The organism is Rhizobium sullae (assembly GCF_025200715.1).
In the GTDB taxonomy this organism is placed as follows: domain Bacteria; phylum Pseudomonadota; class Alphaproteobacteria; order Rhizobiales; family Rhizobiaceae; genus Rhizobium; species Rhizobium sullae.
Map to the genome: position 1 here is coordinate 1,861,823 of NZ_CP104144.1, position 20,243 is coordinate 1,882,065.

A 20,243-nucleotide genomic window follows, 5' to 3' on the forward strand; every position below is an offset into this window, starting at 1 on the left:
CGACCCGCTACGATGGACACGATTCCCACCGAAGGCTTTGATGCGGCAGTGACCCTGACAGACCATCTCGACCACCTGCCCGACAAGAAGCGCCGCGAGCTTGCCCGGGTTCTGCAGATCCTGTTTTTCGAGGTCGAGCAGTTCCGTGCCACCAAGCTGTCCGGAAAAAAGGCGGCCGGCAGGGTGCTCAAGGTGATGCTCTACGGCTCGTACGCCCGCGGCGACTGGGTTGAGGATCGCTCAAGCGGCTACCGCTCCGACTATGACCTTCTGATCGTCGTCAACACCAAGAGCTTTGCCGAAGAGCATGAGCTGTGGGAGGCGCTGGAAGAACGGCTGTTGCAGGAGCAGATCAGCCACCGGATCGAAACACCGGTTATCCCGATCGTGCACTGCCTCTCGGACGTCAACGACCAGTTGGCACGCGGCCGACCGTTCTTTACCGATATCGCCAAAGACGGCATCGTGCTCTACGAGGAGCCCGGCCATCCCCTCGCCCAGCCGAAGGCGCTGACACCGGAGGAGGCAAAGGCCGAGGCACAGCGGTATTTCGATCAGTGGTTTCCGTTATCGCAACACTCAGTGAAGCTTGCGGAGACAAGTATTCAAGATCACGTGCTGCGCCACGCAGCGTTCAATCTCCACCAGGCGGCGGAGACAGCATATCACTGCGTCTTACTGACTCTGACGCTATACAGTCCGAAATCGCACCGCATCAAGGTGCTGCGCTCGCAAGCCGAAAGCGCCGATGCGCGGCTGGTCGCCGCCTGGCCGCGCGATACCCGCTTTGCCCGCCGCTGCTTTGAGCTTTTGTCGCGGGCTTACGTCGAGGCGCGGTACTCGTCGAAATACGCAATCAGCAATGAAGAGCTGCAGTGGCTTGTCACGCACGTGAAGGACTTGCAGGCGCTCGTTGAGGATATCTGCAAGGAGCGTCTCCGCACCTGACGGCGAGCGGCTGGCGATCTCACAGACGCTTGCGAAGCATCAATCGTTACGTCGGCGACTGAACCGCTCCTTCCTCCACAGGCTTCATCGCATGTTTGTCACATACACGTTGAGATTTTATTTACCGGAAAGAACCCAGTTGCATTCTTCATTTCCACCATCCTAGTTTGCAGAGAATTTTGATCACGTCGTGATTCTCTGAGGGGCATTCTTGCGTTCGTTCCGGTCTGATCTTGCAGCTCTGGCTGCCATGCGCGCTCGTTGCGCACGAGAATCTGGCGCAGCAACGACTGGGAAATGTTGCTTTGCTGCAGGAGCAACAACTCCTTGCACTCGTCGGTAATTCTTCTCGCCGCGCCGCGGTTCGCTTTCCTGGATCGAATCGACACGACACTTGGTCTCGAACAACTTCATAGGATCATGCGGAAACTTTCCGAAAATTCGATCAACAGCATCAATAAGCGGAAACCGACGCCCTGCGCGATTGCCACGACGCTGTCTTGGAATGCGGTGAGGATGGCGGGTGGACGTGGAGGTGGTGAACCGGACCTGAGGCACAGCCGCAACAAAAGCCGGTAAATTGGTTGTCGAACACCCGCACCAGGTTTATCTTGTTGCATCCTCGGTGCCCTCAGGGGGAGGTCATAGCGGTGATGCTAGTAAAAAATGTGATGATCACAAAGGTTGTCGGGGTATCACCGGATAACAGTGTCAGGCGAGCCGCCGAGGTCATGCTTATTAATCACATTAGTGGTGTTCCGGTCATCGATGATGCGGGTTGCCTCGTCGGGATCATCAGTGAGGGTGATCTGCTGCGCAGAACGGAGTTAGGGCGGGGAGCCATTGCCGAACTCGGAACGTCGGCACTTACCGCCGAGGAGAAAGCCACGGCTTACGTTAAGAGTAACGCGTGGAGGGTTGCTGACGTCATGAGCCGCGACCCAGTGGTCGTGGAAGAGGACGCGTCGCTTGGGCAGGTTTCTGGGTTGATGCAGCAGCATGGCATCAAGCGCATTCCCGTGATGAGAGAGGGCGTGCTGGTCGGCATCATCAGTCGTGCAGATCTTCTGAAAGTGATTGTCACAGCCGACCTAGACGAAACCGCGCGAGGTGACGAAGCCATCCGTCGCAGCATTGCGATACGGCTCAGCGAAAATACGGGTCTTCTCGGAAAAGACGTGACCGTAGCCGTAACCGACGGTGTGGCTCACCTATGGGGAAACGTTGACACGGCAGAGTGCAAGAAGGCGGCGCGCGTTGCTGCCGAAAGTGTTCGCGGCGTGAGAGGAGTGGTTGAGCACTTCTCCGAAGATCCGAAAGGATTTGCCATCACGCCTTCGGATTAAACCTCAAGTACCTTCGATTTTAACTGTGCTTCGGATGCATTTTGTGCGAATATTAGCACGCTTGAATATTTGCGGCTTGGCACGAAGCCGTTTTGGAGAGCTGAGCGGGGCATAGGAAACAGAGGCATGCGGGATAGTCACGAGCGCGCCAGCGTTTCAGGCTGATGTCCAAACACGCTGCATGTGGCAAATAATCGGTCGATAACGACCGCGCTACGGATTGTGCCTTGCCGCCAGCATCCCTTCCGCCATGCCGGGGCGTTCACCTCAGTCGCTAGCCAGTTAAAAAAATCGACGATTTCTCACCGTGGAAGATCTTACCGTAGCAATCTGGGCTCAGAGGAGGAGGTACCCATGGTTTCGCTCAAGACGGCACGAGATGCAAAGGGCGCTGTAAACGAGAACATGCCAACGGGCGGCCCCCTTTCGACGGAAGAATTGCAGTCAATGGATGCCTATTGGCGGGCATCGAACTACCTCTCCGTTGGCCAGATCTATCTTCTCGACAATCCGCTGCTCAAAGAACCGCTAAGGCGCGAGCACATAAAGCCACGGCTGCTTGGTCACTGGGGCACGTCGCCAGGTTTGAACATGCTCTACGTTCACCTCAATCGCGTTATCAAACGCGATGATCTTGACATGATTTACGTTATTGGACCGGGACATGGCGGACCGTCGCTGGTCGCACATGCCTATCTCGAAGGCACCTACAGCGAAGTCTACCCCAACATTGGCCAAGACACGGAAGGCATGAGAAGGCTGTTCAAACAGTTCAGCTTCCCCGGCGGCATCCCCAGTCACGTTGCTCCGGAGACACCCGGCAGCATCCACGAGGGCGGCGAACTGGGTTATGCCCTCAGCCACGCCTACGGCGCGGCGTTCGACAACCCAGATCTGATTGTCGCCTGCGTTGTCGGCGACGGGGAAGCCGAAACGGGGCCACTTGCGACAGGCTGGCATGGCAACAAGTTCCTAAATCCCGCTCGCGACGGGTGCGTGTTGCCGATCCTGCACCTAAACGGCTACAAGATCGCCAACCCGTGCTTCCTTGCCCGCATTCCTCGCGACGAGCTGAGAAAATTTTTCGAAGGCATGGGGTACACACCGTATTTCGTCGAGGGCGATGACCCCGCGAGCGTGCACCAGCAACTGGCAGGCGTACTTGACACCGCAATGGCTGATATCCAGGAAATCTGGGCGGATGCGCGCACCAGAGGCAACGTGAAACGTCCCATGTGGCCGATGATCGTTTTCCGCACACCCAAGGGCTGGACCTGCCCGCCTGAGATAGACGGCAAGAAGTCCGAGGGCTATTGGCGGTCGCACCAGGTGCCGATGGGCGACATGGACAAGCCAGAGCACATCCGCATTCTCGAAGGATGGATGAAGAGCTACCGCCCCGAGGAACTGTTTGACGACGGAGGCCGGTTCAAACCGGAGCTGGCAACGCTTGCCCCGGCGGGGCATCGGCGAATGAGCGACAACCCGCATGCCAACGGCGGATTGCTGCTGCGGGACCTGAAGATGCCCGACTTCCGGGACTACGCGGTATCCGTGCCGAGCCCCGGGGCAACCATCGCCGAGTCGGCGCGGACGATGGGCGCGTTTCTCCGCGATATCATGAAGATGAACATGGAGAGCAACAACTTCCGCCTGTTCAGCCCCGATGAGAACAACTCCAATCGCTGGCAGGATGTGCTGGAAGTCACCAACCGCTGCTACATGGCGGAGATCTATCCGGAGGATGATCATCTGGCGCCCGACGGCCGGGTGATGGAGGTACTCAGCGAGCATCAATGCCAAGGCTGGCTGGAAGGCTACCTGCTAACCGGCCGGCATGGCTTCTTCTCCTGCTACGAAGCCTTCATCCACATCATCGACTCGATGTTCAACCAGCACGCCAAGTGGCTGAAGGTCTGCCACGAGATCCCATGGCGGCGGTCGATCGCCTCGCTTAACTACTTCCTGAGTTCCCACGTCTGGCGGCAGGACCACAACGGTTTCAGCCATCAAGACCCAGGGTTCATCGATCATGTGGTCAACAAGAAGGCAGATGTCGTCCGGGTTTATCTGCCGCCGGACGCCAATACGCTGCTCTCCGTGACCGATCACTGCCTGCGCAGCCGCAACTACGTCAACGTCGTTGTCGCCGGCAAGCAGCCTGCCCCGCAGTGGCTGACGATGGATCAGGCCATCAAGCATTGCAGTGAAGGCCTTGGCATTTGGGAATGGGCAAGCAACGACAAGGGCACCGAGCCTGACGTCGTGATGGCATGCTGCGGCGACGTTCCAACGCTCGAGACGCTTGCGGCAGTCGATCTGATCCGGAAGCACCTGCCGGAGCTGAAGGTGCGCGTCATCAACGTCGTGAACCTGATGAAGCTGCAGCCGCCGAAAGAGCATCCGCACGGACTGTCGGATCGCGATTTTGATGCGCTGTTCACGAAGAACAAGCCGATCATCTTCGCCTTCCATGGCTATCCTTGGCTCATCCACCGGCTCACTTACCGCCGCACTAACCACGGCAATCTGCACGTCCGCGGCTACAAGGAAGAAGGCACGACGACGACGCCGTTCGACATGGTGGTGCTGAATGAAATGGATCGCTTCCATCTGGTCGAGGACGTGATTGACCGGCTGCCGCAACTGGGTGCGCGCGCTGCCTATTTCAAACAGGCAATTCACCACAAGCTGATCGAACACCGGCAGCACATCGAAAAATATGGCGACGACGTGCCGGGAATCTCGGGCTGGATGTGGGGACAGTCGGCGGCCTTGGGAGAGCTGCGATCGACAGAGGCAGACAACGTCTAAGCCAGGAGGGCTGGACGTGAAAGTATTCGTGATCAGGCATGGGGAGACCGAGTGGAGCCTGAGCGGGCAACACACGGGCACGACAGAAGTCCCCTTGACGGACAACGGACGACGACAAGCGGAACGGATGCGGCCGCTGTTGGCTCGGCAACCGTTCGCGCTCGTTCTTGTGAGTCCGCTGCAGCGGGCACGGGAGACGTGTGACTTGGTGGGGTTCGGCGCCGAGGCCGTCATTGATCCGGGCTTGATGGAGTGGAACTACGGCGAATATGAGGGCCTGATGCCCCAGCAAATTCAGGCGAAAAGACCGGGTTGGTTGATTTTCCGCGATGGATGCCCCGGAGGCGAGACGCCGAGGCAAGTGGGTGCTCGAGTGGATCAAGTCGTGGCGCGCGCACAGGCTGCGGCTGCGCGTGCTTGCAGCGCGATGGATTGGCCTGCCACCGCGTGCCGGACAGCATTTTCTCCTGAATACCGGCACGTGAGCGTCCTCACCTACTACCACGAGATACCCGCAGTGAGGGTCTGGAATGGACAAGTCTCTGAGTAGTGTGCGGGAGAGCTGCCGGCAGTTGGTGATGGTCGTGCTTTCGAAGCGGGTGTCGTCGTTCTGAAGGGGAAAACGTTGATGGTAAAATCAATTCACGGCCACAGCACGCCCGAGGCGGCGAGACACGATAGCGACGCGGAGCTGGCGAATCCGAGCTCCGCGGTCGCGTTGCTTTCCAACGATCAGTACGGTGTGCTGGTCACAGCCGCCGGGGCCGGTTACGGAATGTGGCAAGGCCTCGACATTACCCGGTGGCGCGAGGACAGCACCCGCGATTGCTGGGGCCAATTTTGTTACGTTCGGGATCTGACCGACAACGACCTCTGGTCCATCGGAAAGCAGCCCTTATTTCGGCCCTCGAATGTCTACGAGCACGCCTTTCATGGAGACAGGGTCGAATTTCGATGTCATGCCGGTGACATCGAAATCTTCTGGAAAATCTGTGTCGCAGCCGATGTGGATGCAGAAGTGCGCATGCTTACAGTTACGAACCATGGCGCACGAGAACGAACCCTCGAACTGACAAGCTATGCCGAAGTCTGCTTGAACAATCGTCGCGCGGACATGTCGCATCCGGGCTTTGCCAAGCTTTTTGTCGAAACTCGGTTCGACGAGGCGACGGGCACCCTGTTTGCGCGTCGCAGGCCCCGCGCTGCAGGCGAGAAAGCCACTTGGGCCGTTCACGTTTCTTCATCGACCCTACCGCTTTCCCAAGCGGTCCAATATGAAACCGATCGGCTGAGATTTCTTGGCCGAGGCCGGACAACAGCCAATCCCGTCGTATTCGACGCGGGTGCATCGCTGTCCGGAACGACTGGCCCTGTCCTCGACCCGATTTTCTGCCTGCGGCGGACGGTTCGTCTGGCGCCAGGCGCCGACGCACGCGTGGCCTTCGTCACAGGCGCTGCGGATGACCAGTCAGCCGTGCAGCTCATCGCCGAAAGATATGCCAAGTTCGACACGGTCGAGCGAGTGTTCTCCGAAGCTTCAGAGAAATACGAAAATGAGCTTCGCACGTCGAACCTGAAGTCTGACGATGTCTCGCTGTTCAATCGGCTGGCCGGGAATGTCGTATTTGCGAACCCGGCCATGCGGCAGGCGGCTGGGCCCCAGAGAGATCGATTGGATCGAACCGCTCTGTGGACTCATGGTATCTCCGGCGACCTTCCGATCGTGCTTGTCCGAGCCAATGGCGACAGGGATGATGCCTTCGTTAACCAAGTGGCGATGGGCCACGATTTTGCCGGTCGGAGGGGCCTGAGATACGACCTGGTGCTGCTCGACGAGGGTGGTGCAGCCAGCGCCAAGCGACAGACTGAAAAGCTGCAGTCAGGCCCGCAAGCCGAAATGATCGGCAAACCTGGCGGAATCTTTGTGCTTTCCGAACCCGATACCGAAAGCGATCACGTGGCGACCATCGCCGCGGCAGCGCGCATTGTCCTGCTGGGAAGCGGCGGTACACTTGCCGATCAGCTCAACCTGCCCTCCCCCGCTCTGTCACCTCTTTCGCCGATGTTAGCCGTTCGGGTAAGCGGGCAACCTGCAGCCCCACATTCTGACTTGGTCGAGGATTTACAGCACTGGAACGAATTCGGGGGCTTCACGCCCGACGGACGCGAGTATGTCGTGCGCGTGGATGCGGTCAAACCCCGAGCCCCCGCCTTGCCACCGGCGCCTTGGACCAATGTGATCGCAAACCCCGATTTTGGCTGTCTGACAACCGAAGCCGGTCTTGGCTACACCTGGTCAGAGAACAGCCAGATGAACCGGCTGACGCCGTGGTCGAACGATCCGGTTACGGATGCGCCGGGCGAGGTCCTCTATTTGCGGGATGAGGAAACCGGCGATGTCTGGACGCCGACGCCCCTACCGCTCGGTCCCGGTGCGGTCGTGACTGTTCGTCACGGCCAAGGTTACAGCCGGTATGCAAGTTACAGTCGTCATCTCAATCAAGAGCTGACGGTATCGGTCGCGCCGAACGATCCGGTCAAAATCATACGCCTCAGGCTTAGCAACGAGGACACCCGCGCTCGGCATGTCACCGCAACCTATTTCGTCGAGTGGGTGCTTGGGACGCAGCGCGAAGAGACAGCAACGCGGATCGTCTGCGAGCGTGATGCCAGATCCGGTGCGATCGTAGCCAATAATCTCTGGGCCGGCGATTTTGCCGGAAAGCTGGCGTTTGCAGGCGCCAGTCAGCCGGCAAGGTCGGCCACGGCCGACCGTACAGAGTTTCTGGGCAAATACGGTTTCGTGTTTCAGCCGGCTGCCCTGGAGCGAATAGATCTGGCGGAACGTTTTGGTCCGCTACTGGATCCCTGCGCTGCGCTGATGGTGGATATCTCCCTGCCCCCCGGCGAAAGCAGAGAGGTTGTCTTCGTCCTTGGAGAGGCTGCCGGCCTCGATGAGGTCCGTAGGCTCGTCCAGGAGCATGCCGACCTCGTTCGCGCGGCCGCGGGCCTGTCGGCTGTCTCCCGCCAGTGGGATGACATTCTGAACGCCATTCAGGTCTCGACGCCGGACGCGGGCTTGAACTTGATGATGAACCGCTGGTTGTTGTACCAGGTTTTGGCATGCCGCGTATGGGCGCGCACGTCCAACTATCAGTCTGGCGGCGCGTATGGATTCAGGGACCAACTGCAGGACGTGATGGCACTGGTCTACAGCATACCGAGCGAGGCCCGCTCACACATCCTGCGATCGGCGGCGCGCCAATTCGAGGAGGGGGACGTCCAGCACTGGTGGCACCCACCGTCTGGCATCGGCGTGCGCACTCGGATAACCGACGACTTGTATTTCCTACCCCTTGTCGTTCACCACTACGTTTCCACGACAGGCGACGTTCAACTCCTCGATGAGATGGTTCCATTCATCACGTCACCGTTGCTGAGAGACGACCAAGAGGAAGACTTCAACCAGCCAGCGACCAGCGAGCAGTCCGGCACCGTCTACGAGCATTGCGTCCGTGCGCTGGAGCATGGCTACCGTTTGGGCAGTCACGGCCTTCCCCTTATGGGAACGGGTGACTGGAACGACGGCATGAATAAGGTCGGCGCCGAAGGCAAGGGGGAGAGCGTGTGGAACGGCTGGTTTTTCCTCACGGTCCTGAAATCATTTGCCACGATTTCAGCATCACGCGGAGATCAAGGCCGCGCCGCGTGGTGCCGCGAACGGGCCGAGGCTTTGCGCATAGCCCTTGAGACCAACGCCTGGGACGGCGGCTGGTATCGCCGGGCCTATTTTGACAATGGCACGCCGCTCGGGTCGTCCCTGAACGACGAATGCCAGATCGACGCCATCCCGCAAGCCTGGGCCGTCATTTCAGGCGAGGCCGATGCGGAACGCGCTTCGCAGGCCATGCGTACGGTCCACGACCGGCTTGTACGCAGCGAGGACAAGCTGATCAAACTCTTCGATCCGCCTTTTGACGAAGGCGTGCTGCAGCCCGGTTACATCAAGGGGTACGTGCCCGGCATCCGCGAAAATGGCGGCCAATATACGCATGCGGCGACCTGGGTCGTCTGGGCGACAGCTTTGCAAGGCAATGGCGATCTCGCCTTGAAGCTTTGGAACCTAATTAATCCGATTTGTCATGGAGCGACGAGAGATCAAGTCGAACGCTATAAGGTCGAACCATATGCGGTCGCCGCCGATATTTATGGCGCGCCACCGCACACGGGACGTGGCGGATGGACGTGGTACACCGGAGCGGCCAGTTGGTTTTATCGTGTGGCGCTCGAGGCGATCCTTGGCTTTCGCCAGCAAGGACAGTTTCTGCGGTTCGAACCATGCGTTCCGGCAAGCTGGCCGGCCTATGAGATCATATACCGATATGGATCGACGACCTACCGCATCCGTTTCGACAACGCGAAGGGCATCGGCCGAGGTGTGCACTCCATCACCCTGGACGGTGAACCTATCGCGAATGGAACGGTCGCGCTTGAAGAAGATGGACTGACGCACGATGTCCACGTCATGATCGGTTAGCGTCATGCCCGAAACGCTCTCGACCGACGCCGCTCTCGACCGCCTGCCAACGGACCAGGACCTCGGCCGGCTGCAATTCACGACCCTTTTGTACTACCTCCAATGCACGAACCCTGACAACGGCCTGGTGCGCGACAAGACAGCACCGAACGCACCGGCAAGCATCGCGGCGATCGGCATGGCGCTGGCGACCATCCCCGTGGTTGTAGAACGCGGCGTCCTCATCCGCGAATTTGCGGCAAAGATCACCCGCAACCGCTTGAGATACCTGATGGCATGCCCGCAGGGGCCGGAGCCGGATTCATCCGGCTACAAAGGCTTTTTTTACCATTTTCTGGACATCGAAACGGGGCGCCGGGTGTGGCAATGCGAGTTGTCGACGATCGACTCGGCTTTCCTGTTCGCAGGCGCCTTGACCGTTGCCACCTACTTTGATGGCGACACGGCCGCCGAAGTGGAAATCCGCCGGCTCGCGATGGCGCTTTACGAGCGTGCAGACTGGAACTGGGCCTGCGATGGCGGTGCAACTTTAACGCACGGCTGGCGTCCGGAAAGTGGCTTCATCCCCTACAGGTGGCGTGGCTATGATGAAGGCCTGCTGCTCTACATCATCGGTCTCGGATCCCCAACTCACCCTTTGCCGCCCGAGTCCTATGCCGCCTACACCGAAACCTACGAATGGCGAAATATCTACGGCCGCGAGCTGCTGTATTCGGGGCCGCTGTTTACCCACCAGCTGTCGCACATGTGGATCGACTTTCGAGGCATCCGCGATGCGTTCATGCGCCAGCATGACACCGACTATTTCGAAAACAGCAGGCATGCGACATATGTCCAGCAAGAATACGCAATCCGCAACCCGATGAACCTTGTTGGGTATGGCAAGCATTGCTGGGGGTTCACCGCCTGCGACGGACCCGGTTGGGGCAAGCGAACGATCGATGGGGTCGATCGGGAGTTCTTCGACTACATTGCCCGAGGCGCCCCCTTCGGACCCGACGATGGGACCGTGGCGCCCTGGGTCGTTGTCGCCTCGCTCCCCTTCGCGCCGGAGATCGTCGTACCGACAGTGCGCAATTTTGCGCGGATGCACCTCGGCATGACGCGGCTTTACGGTTTCAAACCGTCGTTCAACCAGACATATGCCGTGGAAAATGGTGCGACCGGATGGTGGGTAAGTCCCTATCACTTTGGCATCGACCAAGGTCCGGTGGTGCTGATGATCGAAAACTACCGGACCGGTCTGTTGTGGAACATCATGCGCCGATGCAAGCCCATCGTGACGGGATTGCGCCGAGCAGGTTTTTCGGGGGGATGGCTCTAGGTCGGGTGTGTATCGTCTCACGCGGATAGAGCCGACTGCCGCCCTCGTTTCAACGCAGGGGTTGGGCTTCAGGTGAGGCGCCCGATTTCGGGGGGTCGAACGTATCGCGATTGTAGTGAACCGCAGAGCTCTAATGTTCATTCAGCGCATCGCCGGCTATCTCGTTCACCCCGAAAGCCGGCTTTTCGGCTTCAAGCGAAAGGAAGGCGCTCTCTTGGCTGGAGACTGGTCATCGTTGACGTGGCTGCGGGACATGACCTCTGGGGCTGCCCTATCTTACGCGCTCGGCCTTATCAGCTTGCGCCAATTAATCCATCATGAAAAACGCCGGCGGCGGCGGCGGCGGCGGCGGCTGGCCGGTCGATCGATTCTCCTAATCCTCGCTCTGGCGATGATCCTGCCCGCCTGTTTTCCGATGCAATCCTTTGCGCAGTCGCCGCTTGGAGCGGGCGCGCCGGAGGTGGAGTTCGGCGCGCGGAAAATGTTCTTCATGCTTTTTCTGATGCTTGGCCCGATCAAGATTCTGGTGCCCTTCGTGGCCATCACAAGCAACTGCAACCCTCGCTTTCGGCGTTCGATGGCCAGGAGAGCGATCCTCTTTTCGGCGGCCGCGCTGGCAATCGCCGGCTTGCTTGGACGTACCATGCTTGAGAATTTCGAAATCTCACTGCCTGTTCTGGCGATGACCGGAGGCATCATCTTGTTTCTCGTGGCCTTGCGAACCGTCTTGCAGCAATCTGTCAGCTTGCCGGATCGGCCGACTGAGCCTGGCCAACCGCCAGATCTGAGACTGGCCCTTACACCGCTGGCGTTTCCGACGATTGTCACGCCTTATGGTATCGCCGCGGTAATCGTTTTCGCGACGTTGGCGGGCGGCCGCAAAGCGGAAGGCCTCACCGTGGCTGCTATCGTATTGCTGATCCTGGCGCTGGACTGGGTGGCCATGATTTTCGCAGAGACCATTCTGAGGTGGATAGGAACTTCGCTTCAGGTATTGGCAGTGGTGCTCGGGGTAACCCAGGCAGCTCTTGGTCTGCAGGTCATCCTGCATAGCTTACGCATGATTGCCTGGTAGAAATTTCGCTCGCGGGTATGGCTCGTGCAAAGCCCACTGGCTGCTTTCGGAAGTGGGTGCAGCAGTCATACTCTTCATCCGCGGTGACGCGCTGAGCGGCTGAGAGTTCACGTCCTCCCCTCGTCACGGGGAACATCCGTCTTGATATGGCGCGTGGACTTATCTGCTCGCCCCTGGGAGCAAATCTGAGCATCCAGGAAGGCGCTCCGTGCCTGCAGCGCGCCCGCACGCACGAGAGAATCACGACACCAGGCCGCCGCTTCTCCCTCTGCCGCCTCGACAACCTTCACGGCCTGCTGAGCCTGGTGGGCGGTGGGAACAGCAAACTTGATGCCGTTCTCGTCGAGCGCCCTCTTAATCATTATGAAAGCGCGCCGCCTGATCGCAAACTGCACGCCGGGCTTGGTCATGAGCTTGAGCTTCAGTACGATTGCAAAGTCGCCGAAGTTGTGGCGCCCTGCATTTTCAGTGGCAGCAGCGTGTCTGCGGCGAACCTCAGATCCGGTGCGGCCAAGATCCGATTTGGAGCGGCAAGCGCGCCTTTTTCTTGAAGGCTTAAGTATCAATCCGAGTGGCGAGGTCTACGGCATCAAAAGAATGGACGAGGGCGCCAAGTGCAACCCCTGAGTTTGCTTTCAGGACGTTGTGATGAGCGCAAGCGTATGGCGCGCGATCATCAGTTCCTCATCCGTCGGCAGAACATAGAGTGCAACGCGGCTTGCCGGAGCGGAAATGAGAGTCGCGCCCGCTTCATTGGCCGCGGGATCGAGTTCGGCGCCGAGCCAGGCAAGCCGTTCGCTGATGCGGGCGCGGATTTGGGCTGAGTTCTCCCCGACGCCGGCTGTAAACACGAAAGCGTCGAGACCTCCGAGCGCGGCGGCAAGCATGCCGACACTCAGCCCACAGCGGTGGACGAAGTGATCGATCGCGAAGGCGGCACGCGCGTCGGCGCTGACAAGAAGATCGCGCATATCGCCGGATATGCCGGAAAGGCCCTTCAGGCCGGACGACCTGTAGAGGAGATCGGCCACCTCCGCTGCGGTCATGCCCTTTTGATCGATCAAGTACAGCACGACACCGGGATCCATCTGTCCCGACCGGGTGCTCATCGGCAAGCCGTCGAGCGCAGTGAAACCCATCGTCGTCTCGACGCTTCGCGCCTCCTTCAGCGCGCACATGGAGGCGCCGCTGCCGAGGTGGGCAACAACAATGCGTCCATCCGCAATGCCGGGGGCGACTTCAGTCAACCGGTCGGCGATATATTCGTAGGACAGGCCGTGGAAGCCGTATCGGCGCACGCCATGCTCGAAATAGGTCGATGGCAAGGCGTAACAATCCGTATGCGGGGCGTGACCGCGATGGAAAGCCGTGTCGAAACAGGCGACCTGCGGCACATCCGGATTGATCTCCATCGCGAGCCGTATCGGCGCCAGGTTGTTTGGCTGATGCAGCGGCGCAAGCTCCTGGAAAGTGGCGAGCGTGTCCAGGATGTCGTGGTTGATCAGGATCGGTTTTGCGTGGTCCGGACCGCCATGGACCACGCGGTGACCGATTGCCCGGAGCGTGAACCCCTCGAGGGTCTGTAGCCAGGCGCGGGTTTCGGCGATGGCCGCCGGCAGGTGGTCGACCACGTCTGGCGTATATCGGCGATCGACAAGCACGGTACCGTCGGCTGCGCTGGCCAGTAGATGTGGTCGAGTGCCTATACCATCGATCTGGCCCCGAATGCAGCGCCTGGGGCTGGCATCCGCCATCTCGAAGATCTGGAATTTCAGGCTCGACGAACCTGCATTGATGACAAGAATTGCGTCCATAGCTCAGGCCGCCACTTCTATTTTACGCCGCTTGGCCGCGACGAGGGCCGCCACGACACGCGACGTCAGCACGATCGGTACACGGACGCCGAGCGCGACTCGCGCGGCGTCAGCGTGGGCGAGGATGCGGCGTGCCTTGCGCAGGCCGGTCGCGGAAGCCGTGCCCTCGCGCATCAGTTTGTCCGTGTGCAAGCTGCCCTTCATGACGAGTTCGCCCCTTCCCTCTCGGATCAGCGCAACCGCCTGTGCCGCTGCGCCGTGGCTATGCGGCGCGTCGGCGATTCCGTAGTCTTTCAGACCAAGCCGGCGCTCCGCCAGAGCGGGAACGATCAGTCTGTTCTCGGCGCCTTCAAGCGCGCGTCGCGGAGAGGTCCGGTCGCATGGATGCGCCACGACCGTGACGGCGGGGACAACCTCCCAACCAGCGGCAATCAGGTGGTCGTACGTGGATGGCTCAGGTGTCGTCGTGGTCAGGTCGGTCACCGGGAAGCTCCCCTTGGCTTCGATCAAGATGTGCTGCGAGCGCGGGCAGTCTTGCTGATTGGCCTAGCGATCGGGATCGCCGCCAAGGTCCGCCGTGCCGAGACTAAACAGTTCGGCCACGCGTTCGAGGCGCTCGGCTGCCGCGTCCTTGGCGCCCGACTACTCTAGCACCTCGCGCAGGATCTCGAAGGCCTTTCTACTCGTCTGTGTCCGCCGGCAGGAGTGCCGGAATCGCTGCAAGGGACGCAGCCTCATCGATCAGCGGTATGAAATACTGCTCTCACATTGTAACGTCTTGAACTCAGCCAGCGAATGATTGAGCGGGCGCTCTCGGCAGGCGTCTCCTTCACCTTTGTCACTGCGGATGCCGTCTATGGTGTCGGTGATGTCGAACGCACCCTACGCAAAGCGGGAAAGAACCATGCTCTTGGCGTCAGATCCAGACCATGAGCTCCCTGGGACGAGCCTCGGCTTGCTCGGCATCACCGGCGGATCAATGCTAACGGAGGTCGTTCCTATTTCATGACATACCCGAATTGTCGATGCCGACGAGAAGCTTGTCCGCTGCCGCCGTCAAACATCCTTCGCGACCTCACCAGGAAAAGCAATTTGTGACGAAGCGAGGATACGCTTGGTGCAGATAAATCGAATCATCGAGCTGTTCCCAATGGATGTCACCGTCCTGACGAGATCGCAATTCCGACTTGTGAATCCCGCCCGCCACGAGCATGGCGTCAATTCCCGAACGATTCGCGCCGAGGACATCGGTGTTTAATCCGTCCCCTATGCAGACTACGGAAGACGGCGGCAGCGCCAGAACGCTGAGTGCCTTTGCATAAGCCTGCTGATGTGGCTTTCCGAAATACCATGCCTTTCCGCCAATTGTCTCGTAACGCGCGGCAATCGCGCCTGCGCATTCCAGGCGCCGGTCGCCGATCAGCACCTCAAGATCAGGATTTGCGCAGATCATTGGGAGCCGAAGATCATGGCAGGCATTAAGCAGCGCATCCCTTTCCGAAAGGGTTTCACCCTCGACCGTCCCGGTGACCAAGACGAAGTCGGCATTCTCGAGTGCAGTGACGGCACATTTGCCCGTGCCGGTCAGCAATTTTGATAGCTCGTCCGGACCTATATGATAAAAACGACTTCCCAATCGCGGGCGCCCTCCGCTTTCAGATCCAGATAAGGCTTCGAAGACCAGTTCACCGGACGTGATCAACGCGTCATAGAGCGCGTCGGTAATTCCCATCCCGACGAGCTGGTGTGATACCTCCTGATTGCGGCGCGGCGAATTCGACAACAGAACGACGCGTTTGCCGCGGGCGTTAAGATGAGCAAGGCAGTCGATTGCTCCGGCAAAAGCGGTCTGCCCATTGTGGACCACGCCAAACAAATCGATGATGAAACCGTCGTAGGCTTCCGAGAGCTCAGAAATGCCCGTGAGAAGAATTGGCCTATCGAATACCATCGCGCTTTGCGTCCCCGTCTAGATTGCCGGAGCCTGATGGTTGCCGCCCCTCGGCAAAAAGGTATGACGCCATTACGCAGAGGATCAGGGCACCGCCGAGAACAGTCAGAATTTTCGGGCGATCGTCAAAGAACAGCCATACCCATAATGGCGAAAGCGGCGCTTCCAACGTCGTGATCAATGCGACTTGAGCGCTTGGCAGGCTGCGAGCCCCCACGCTGAAGAGGATCAGGCCGAGCGCCATTTGAAACAGGCCGAAGCAAGCAAGGATCGCCACCTCCCGAAGAGACACCGTCAGGGATGTCGACATCAATGCAGCAAAGATCATCGTCATGATGTTCGAAAGCATGACCACGCCGAGGACGGAGCGACCCTGGTAAAGTCGAAGTGCAACCGCCATGAGCGCCATGGCGACCGTCATCACAACAGCAAGCATGTCACCCACCAGGCTCGCCTCGGACGCGTAGGCGGAGCCCCAAAAGATCACAGCCGCGCCCAGCAATACACCGACGCAAGCAGCCGCTGAACGCGCCGAGAGTGGTTCATCGACCAGAAGCCGAGAAATTATGCCGATGACGAGCGGAAGCGTGGCAAAGATCAACGCGACATTTGCAACAGAGGTGTGTCGCAGGGCAGGAATGAAAGCCAGCATCGCTGCCGACGACAGAATTGAGGCGACCAATCCCAGGCGGCCGATTGCCAGCGTTTCCCAGATCAGGACGGGCTCGCCCCTCAAGAGTGCGAAGCCGCCAACGAAGACGGCACCAAAGAGGCTGCGCCAAAAGAGGATCGTCCAAGCCTGCGTGGCAAGCATATGCATAAAGAGACCCGCAGTGCTCCACAAAACCGTCGCCCCGAATATGCAGAAAGCTGCCCTCCTGTGGCTCGTCATCATCGACCCCAGCCCCCAGCCGCCCCAACGGGAGAATTGACGTAGCGGCGTCGGCAACCGGCGCCTAAACGAAGCAGAACCTCCTGGGGATTTGTTTGCGCAGTACGCGCCAAATCGTCGACCGAGAAATGCGGACCGACAACTTCGACAGCGATACCCGGCCGGCAAAGGCTTTCAGGAACGTCAGTAAGGTCGAGCGTGACATATTCCATTGCCACACGACCGATGAGCGGTGCTTCATGCGGACCGATGCTGACGGAAATCCGGTTCGCCGCAGCGAAGGGAAGGCCATGCGAATAACCGAGTGCCAGAGTACCGATGCGCGTAACGCGCGATGTCGCAAACGTCGCGGCATAGCCCACTGCTTCACGCTTGCTAACGGTTTGAACCGCCACCAGTGGCGCGCAGAGCCTGACGACGGGACGAATGGGGCTCGGATCGGCCGTCGGCATTTGCAGGCCATAAAGAGCCGATCCGGCGCGAATGATGTCAAAGTGAAAGCGCCGGCCGAGCCAGATCGCCGCCGACGCGCCAAGGCTTCTTCTTCGTGGCCTTAACATTTCGCACATCGAGACGAAGCGGTTCCATTGCAGCGCGTTTGCGGGCGCGTCACGCGTCTCTGCGCAAGCAAGGTGGCTCAGCGCGAGAGCCGGGACATGCGTCTCTGTTTGCGCCAGTCTGCGCACGTCATCGAAGGTCAAGCCGAACCTGTGAAAGCCGGTTTCCAGGTTGACCGCATATGGAGCCCTTTCGACGGATAGAGCCGCACAGATCGCATCCTCCGGCGAGTTGCACACGGGCACCAGGCTTCGCTTATGATACGGAGTCGGGTCTGCCGCATAGCCCGGCGCCAGTACGTAGATCGCTGCACGTGGCAAGATGCGTCGCAGCTTTTCGGCCTCGCTTAGATCGGCCACGAAAAAAGACTGGCAGCCAGCGGCAGCCAGGCCGCTGGCAACCGCCTCCAGCCCGAGACCATAGGCATCGCTTTTGACCACGGCCGATACGGTCGCCGCAGTCAGAGCGGTCAAAACGCGGAAGTTCCAACCTATGGCACACAGATCAATTTCCAACTCTGGCCCTGAAGACATCATGCATCATCGATTACAATTTTTACGGGCTTTAATTCTCTATTGCAATTTCCAGGAAAGGCAAGCATATTCTACCATAGAGAGCTCGTTGATCATGTATGATCGCTATGCGAGCGTCGCTAACTGGAGGATTGGCAATGCAAAAAGAAACGCAACGGGTAAGAATATTGATCGTCGGCAGCGGTGTGCTGGGAGGCGATGTTTTGGATCTTCTCGCGCAAAGCGGCGAGCACTATGAGATCACGGTGGGCGCGCGACGGCCCGAGAGCGCTCTGCTGCGCGTCAATCTCGCTCTCTACACGGCCATGAATCTCGGGCACACGCCGCATGTAACCGTCGTGCCTATGGATCTCATGAATGTTGAAGCAACCGCCGCAGAGATCGAGAAGCTGAGGCCGGACATCATATTCAACGCGACCACTCTCCATTCATGGTGGGTGATTACCAAGCTGCCGAAAGAAGCCTATGAGCGCGTGGATAAAGCACGAGGCGGCGTATGGACGCCGATGCATATGGTGCTTATCCGCCGGTTGATGAAGGCGGTTCGACTTGCAGAAAGTAACGCTATCGTCGTCAATGCGTCCTACCCCGATGTCGTCAATGCGGCACTCGCAGCCGAGGGCTTGGCGCCTGCCGTCGGCATCGGAAACATCGCCAACGCGGTGCCGGGTGTTCGCCTGGCTGCAGCCTATCTTCTGGGGCGCGATCCGTCATCGATCGACGTTCGTTTCTTTGCCCATCACTACCTGAGTTACCGCATGCCGAGTACGGGAACGGCCGCCGGCGCTCCGTATCATTTGACCGTTTACGCCGATGGAATGGAAGTCTCGCCTGACGATCTTGATCACGAAACACTTTTCAGCCATGTCGCGGGCCGCTTCCGCCGCATCAAGGGCCTGGCCGGGCAATCCGTGACAGCATCCTCGGCGACCGCCATGCTGCATGCGGTCGCGCGACGAAAGGGAGACGTCGTTCATGGCCCTGGGCCGCTCGGGCTTGTCGGAGGTTACCCGGTGCGGGTTGCAAAGAACGGGTTCTTGGTTGAGTTGCCAAACGGACTAACGCTTGACGATGCCATCGACATCAACCACCGATGCCAGAGATTCGACGGCATCGAGGCGGTTGATGATGACGGGACGGTGCACATAGTGGAAGAGTCTGCCGAAATAATGCGCGAAACCCTCGGCTATAGCTGCACCGCATTCAGACCGGACGAATGCGAGGATCGGGCACACGAGCTTGCCACGCGCTTCGCCGAATATGCCCGACGTTCCGGTCAGGCAGACCTGACGGCCACATGACGCAGGACCGGGTCCACCGGTGCGTAGTCATGATAGGCGTTCGTGGCGGGGCGCCCGACGGACAGTGCGGCCTCCATCAAGCGACACCCGAAAATGAAAGAAAACGCCGTTTGCGTCGGCTCGTCGGCGGAAAAAGACTTGCATATCGCGTCCGGCGCACCGGAGGTGTCGCTCAACGCCCGTTGGACACCTTCTTTACCGTCAAGCAAGTGCCGGAGACGATTGAGGGTATGCAGGCGGGCTTGGCTCGACGGATAGACTGCCGCGGCCACGTCCACGCACTCGTGCGGCAAGAGGGGATCTGTCACAGGATGATTGGTATGGACGATAGCCGGCCCCTCAAGGGAAATGACGCCCGCTTTGGGAGAGATCTCCACACCTCCGACAGCGCCCGTCTCGTCCCCGAACAGATAGCAGCGGCCGCCCATGTGATCGATCGACCGCAGAACAGCAATGGCATCTTCAACCCGTCTCTGCCTGATGATCAGGCGCCTGGCGACCAGGCTCGGGATGCCAGTTGCCGATCGATCCAGCATCAGGTCATTGGTGACGAAGGCAAAGCCGCGGTTGTTGAAGCCGACCCAGCCGAGCGTGCCCGGTGACGTGATCATTGTGTATTGAAGACCCCGCTCACAATGCACGATAAGAACAAGCTGCTCTTCGGTTCCGACCGGCCCGTCCCAGTTTTGGCCAACAACTGCGCCTGCCGATGTCGAGACGGCCACGCTTGTGCAGCCCGTCGGCGCCGGCTCATCAAAAAACTCGAAGCCGTTCAGGCAATAGATGTCGAGCGGAGAAAATCCTGCACCCGCTGCAATCCCCTTAATTTCCGCAGCGATCTGCGGATGTTGGCCCAGAAGATATGTCCACGACGAACCAGCGACCTTTTCTGCAGCGCTCCAACCCGCCTCCCCCGCCCGCTCCCGGAGCGCGTCGAGAGCCGCTCGGATCGAAGAGGAGAAGAGAGACCCATGCTGGCGACCGCGCTCGAATGGAGGGCCATACAAAACTACGATAGGAAAGCGTCGCGACATGGAAAATCCGGATGGTGAAAGCGATTTTTCCATATTATGAGATTTCCACGTCGCGCGTCCATGGATGGCAATTTTGAGTGGTTCGAAAGTTGAACACACGGTAGAGAGTTCAACGC

The 20,243-nt window shown here is 59.4% G+C and carries 12 protein-coding genes and 4 pseudogenes; 9 read left to right on the plus strand and 7 right to left on the minus strand.

Features of this window, described 5'->3' with window-relative positions:
• Positions 1-12 precede the first annotated feature (12 nt).
• The 7 genes and pseudogenes from N2599_RS29555 to N2599_RS29585 all read left to right on the plus strand — a co-directional run bounded on the left by N2599_RS29555 (position 13) and on the right by N2599_RS29585 (position 12,044).
• On the plus strand, positions 13-948 hold the full coding sequence (locus N2599_RS29555; protein ID WP_027512839.1) for a HEPN domain-containing protein: 936 nt from the start codon (positions 13-15) through the stop codon (positions 946-948).
• Between the two features lie 653 nt (positions 949-1,601).
• The gene (locus tag N2599_RS29560; protein WP_027512837.1) at positions 1,602-2,294 is read left to right on the plus strand and encodes a CBS domain-containing protein; all 693 of its coding nucleotides are present in this window, start codon (positions 1,602-1,604) and stop codon (positions 2,292-2,294) included.
• 354 nt (positions 2,295-2,648) lie between these two features.
• Positions 2,649-5,108 carry a phosphoketolase family protein gene (locus N2599_RS29565; RefSeq protein ID WP_084606633.1) on the plus strand — a complete coding sequence of 820 codons (2,460 nt, stop codon included), beginning with the start codon at positions 2,649-2,651 and terminating at the stop codon, positions 5,106-5,108.
• A gap of 16 nt (positions 5,109-5,124) precedes the next feature.
• A pseudogene (locus N2599_RS29570) lies at positions 5,125-5,658 on the plus strand (histidine phosphatase family protein).
• Between the two features lie 78 nt (positions 5,659-5,736).
• Entirely contained in the window at positions 5,737-9,645 is a 3,909-nt protein-coding gene (locus N2599_RS29575) for a GH36-type glycosyl hydrolase domain-containing protein (RefSeq protein WP_027512835.1), read from the plus strand.
• A gap of 4 nt (positions 9,646-9,649) precedes the next feature.
• The gene (locus tag N2599_RS29580) at positions 9,650-10,969 is read left to right on the plus strand and encodes a glucoamylase family protein (protein ID WP_027512834.1); all 1,320 of its coding nucleotides are present in this window, start codon (positions 9,650-9,652) and stop codon (positions 10,967-10,969) included.
• 133 nt (positions 10,970-11,102) lie between these two features.
• Entirely contained in the window at positions 11,103-12,044 is a 942-nt protein-coding gene (locus N2599_RS29585) for a MarC family protein (RefSeq protein ID WP_245209305.1), read from the plus strand.
• 266 nt (positions 12,045-12,310) lie between these two features.
• Here the strand turns inward: N2599_RS29585 and N2599_RS29590 are convergent.
• The 3 genes and pseudogenes from N2599_RS29590 to N2599_RS29600 form a co-directional block, all read right to left on the minus strand.
• Positions 12,311-12,552, minus strand: a pseudogene (locus N2599_RS29590) (mechanosensitive ion channel family protein); the annotation flags it as partial.
• 127 nt (positions 12,553-12,679) lie between these two features.
• Positions 12,680-13,858, minus strand: coding sequence for an acetate/propionate family kinase (locus N2599_RS29595; protein WP_027512831.1), 1,179 nt, complete (start codon positions 13,856-13,858; stop codon positions 12,680-12,682).
• Positions 13,859-13,981: 123 nt separating this feature from the next.
• Positions 13,982-14,341: pseudogene (locus N2599_RS29600) on the minus strand (phosphate acetyl/acyltransferase); the annotation flags it as partial.
• A gap of 300 nt (positions 14,342-14,641) precedes the next feature.
• On the opposite strand from N2599_RS29600, the pseudogene N2599_RS29605 reads away from it, so the two are divergent.
• A pseudogene (locus N2599_RS29605) lies at positions 14,642-14,782 on the plus strand (IS701 family transposase); the annotation flags it as partial.
• 151 nt (positions 14,783-14,933) lie between these two features.
• On the opposite strand, the gene N2599_RS29610 reads toward N2599_RS29605, so the two are convergent.
• The 3 genes from N2599_RS29610 to alr form a co-directional block, all read right to left on the minus strand.
• Complete coding sequence (locus N2599_RS29610) at positions 14,934-15,809, minus strand: TIGR01459 family HAD-type hydrolase (protein WP_051336769.1); 876 nt, start codon at positions 15,807-15,809, stop codon at positions 14,934-14,936.
• A complete protein-coding gene (locus tag N2599_RS29615) occupies positions 15,796-16,629 on the minus strand; it encodes a DMT family transporter (protein ID WP_051336768.1) in 834 nt (277 codons plus the stop codon). The genes N2599_RS29610 and N2599_RS29615 overlap by 14 nt, the downstream gene beginning before the upstream one ends.
• 71 nt (positions 16,630-16,700) lie before the next feature.
• Entirely contained in the window at positions 16,701-17,732 is a 1,032-nt protein-coding gene (alr, locus tag N2599_RS29620; RefSeq protein ID WP_051336767.1) for an alanine racemase, read from the minus strand.
• A gap of 197 nt (positions 17,733-17,929) precedes the next feature.
• Between alr and N2599_RS29625 the strand changes: the two genes are divergently transcribed.
• Positions 17,930-19,093: a Rossmann-fold NAD(P)-binding domain-containing protein gene (locus tag N2599_RS29625; protein ID WP_027512829.1), complete on the plus strand. Its 1,164-nt coding sequence runs from the start codon at positions 17,930-17,932 to the stop codon at positions 19,091-19,093.
• Here the strand turns inward: N2599_RS29625 and N2599_RS29630 are convergent.
• On the minus strand, positions 19,069-20,127 hold the full coding sequence (locus tag N2599_RS29630; protein WP_027512828.1) for a C45 family autoproteolytic acyltransferase/hydrolase: 1,059 nt from the start codon (positions 20,125-20,127) through the stop codon (positions 19,069-19,071). The genes N2599_RS29625 and N2599_RS29630 overlap by 25 nt on opposite strands.
• Between the last annotated feature and the right edge of the window lie 116 nt (positions 20,128-20,243).

Coding starts and splice junctions, on each gene's coding strand:
- N2599_RS29555 (WP_027512839.1), top strand. CDS start 13: ATGGACACGATTCCCACCGAAGGCTTTGATGCGGCAGTGACCCTGACA.
- N2599_RS29560 (WP_027512837.1), top strand. CDS start 1,602: ATGCTAGTAAAAAATGTGATGATCACAAAGGTTGTCGGGGTATCACCG.
- N2599_RS29565 (WP_084606633.1), top strand. CDS start 2,649: ATGGTTTCGCTCAAGACGGCACGAGATGCAAAGGGCGCTGTAAACGAG.
- N2599_RS29575 (WP_027512835.1), top strand. CDS start 5,737: ATGGTAAAATCAATTCACGGCCACAGCACGCCCGAGGCGGCGAGACAC.
- N2599_RS29580 (WP_027512834.1), top strand. CDS start 9,650: ATGCCCGAAACGCTCTCGACCGACGCCGCTCTCGACCGCCTGCCAACG.
- N2599_RS29585 (WP_245209305.1), top strand. CDS start 11,103: ATGTTCATTCAGCGCATCGCCGGCTATCTCGTTCACCCCGAAAGCCGG.
- N2599_RS29595 (WP_027512831.1), bottom strand. CDS start 13,858: ATGGACGCAATTCTTGTCATCAATGCAGGTTCGTCGAGCCTGAAATTC.
- N2599_RS29610 (WP_051336769.1), bottom strand. CDS start 15,809: ATGGTATTCGATAGGCCAATTCTTCTCACGGGCATTTCTGAGCTCTCG.
- N2599_RS29615 (WP_051336768.1), bottom strand. CDS start 16,629: ATGCATATGCTTGCCACGCAGGCTTGGACGATCCTCTTTTGGCGCAGC.
- N2599_RS29625 (WP_027512829.1), top strand. CDS start 17,930: ATGCAAAAAGAAACGCAACGGGTAAGAATATTGATCGTCGGCAGCGGT.
- N2599_RS29630 (WP_027512828.1), bottom strand. CDS start 20,127: ATGTCGCGACGCTTTCCTATCGTAGTTTTGTATGGCCCTCCATTCGAG.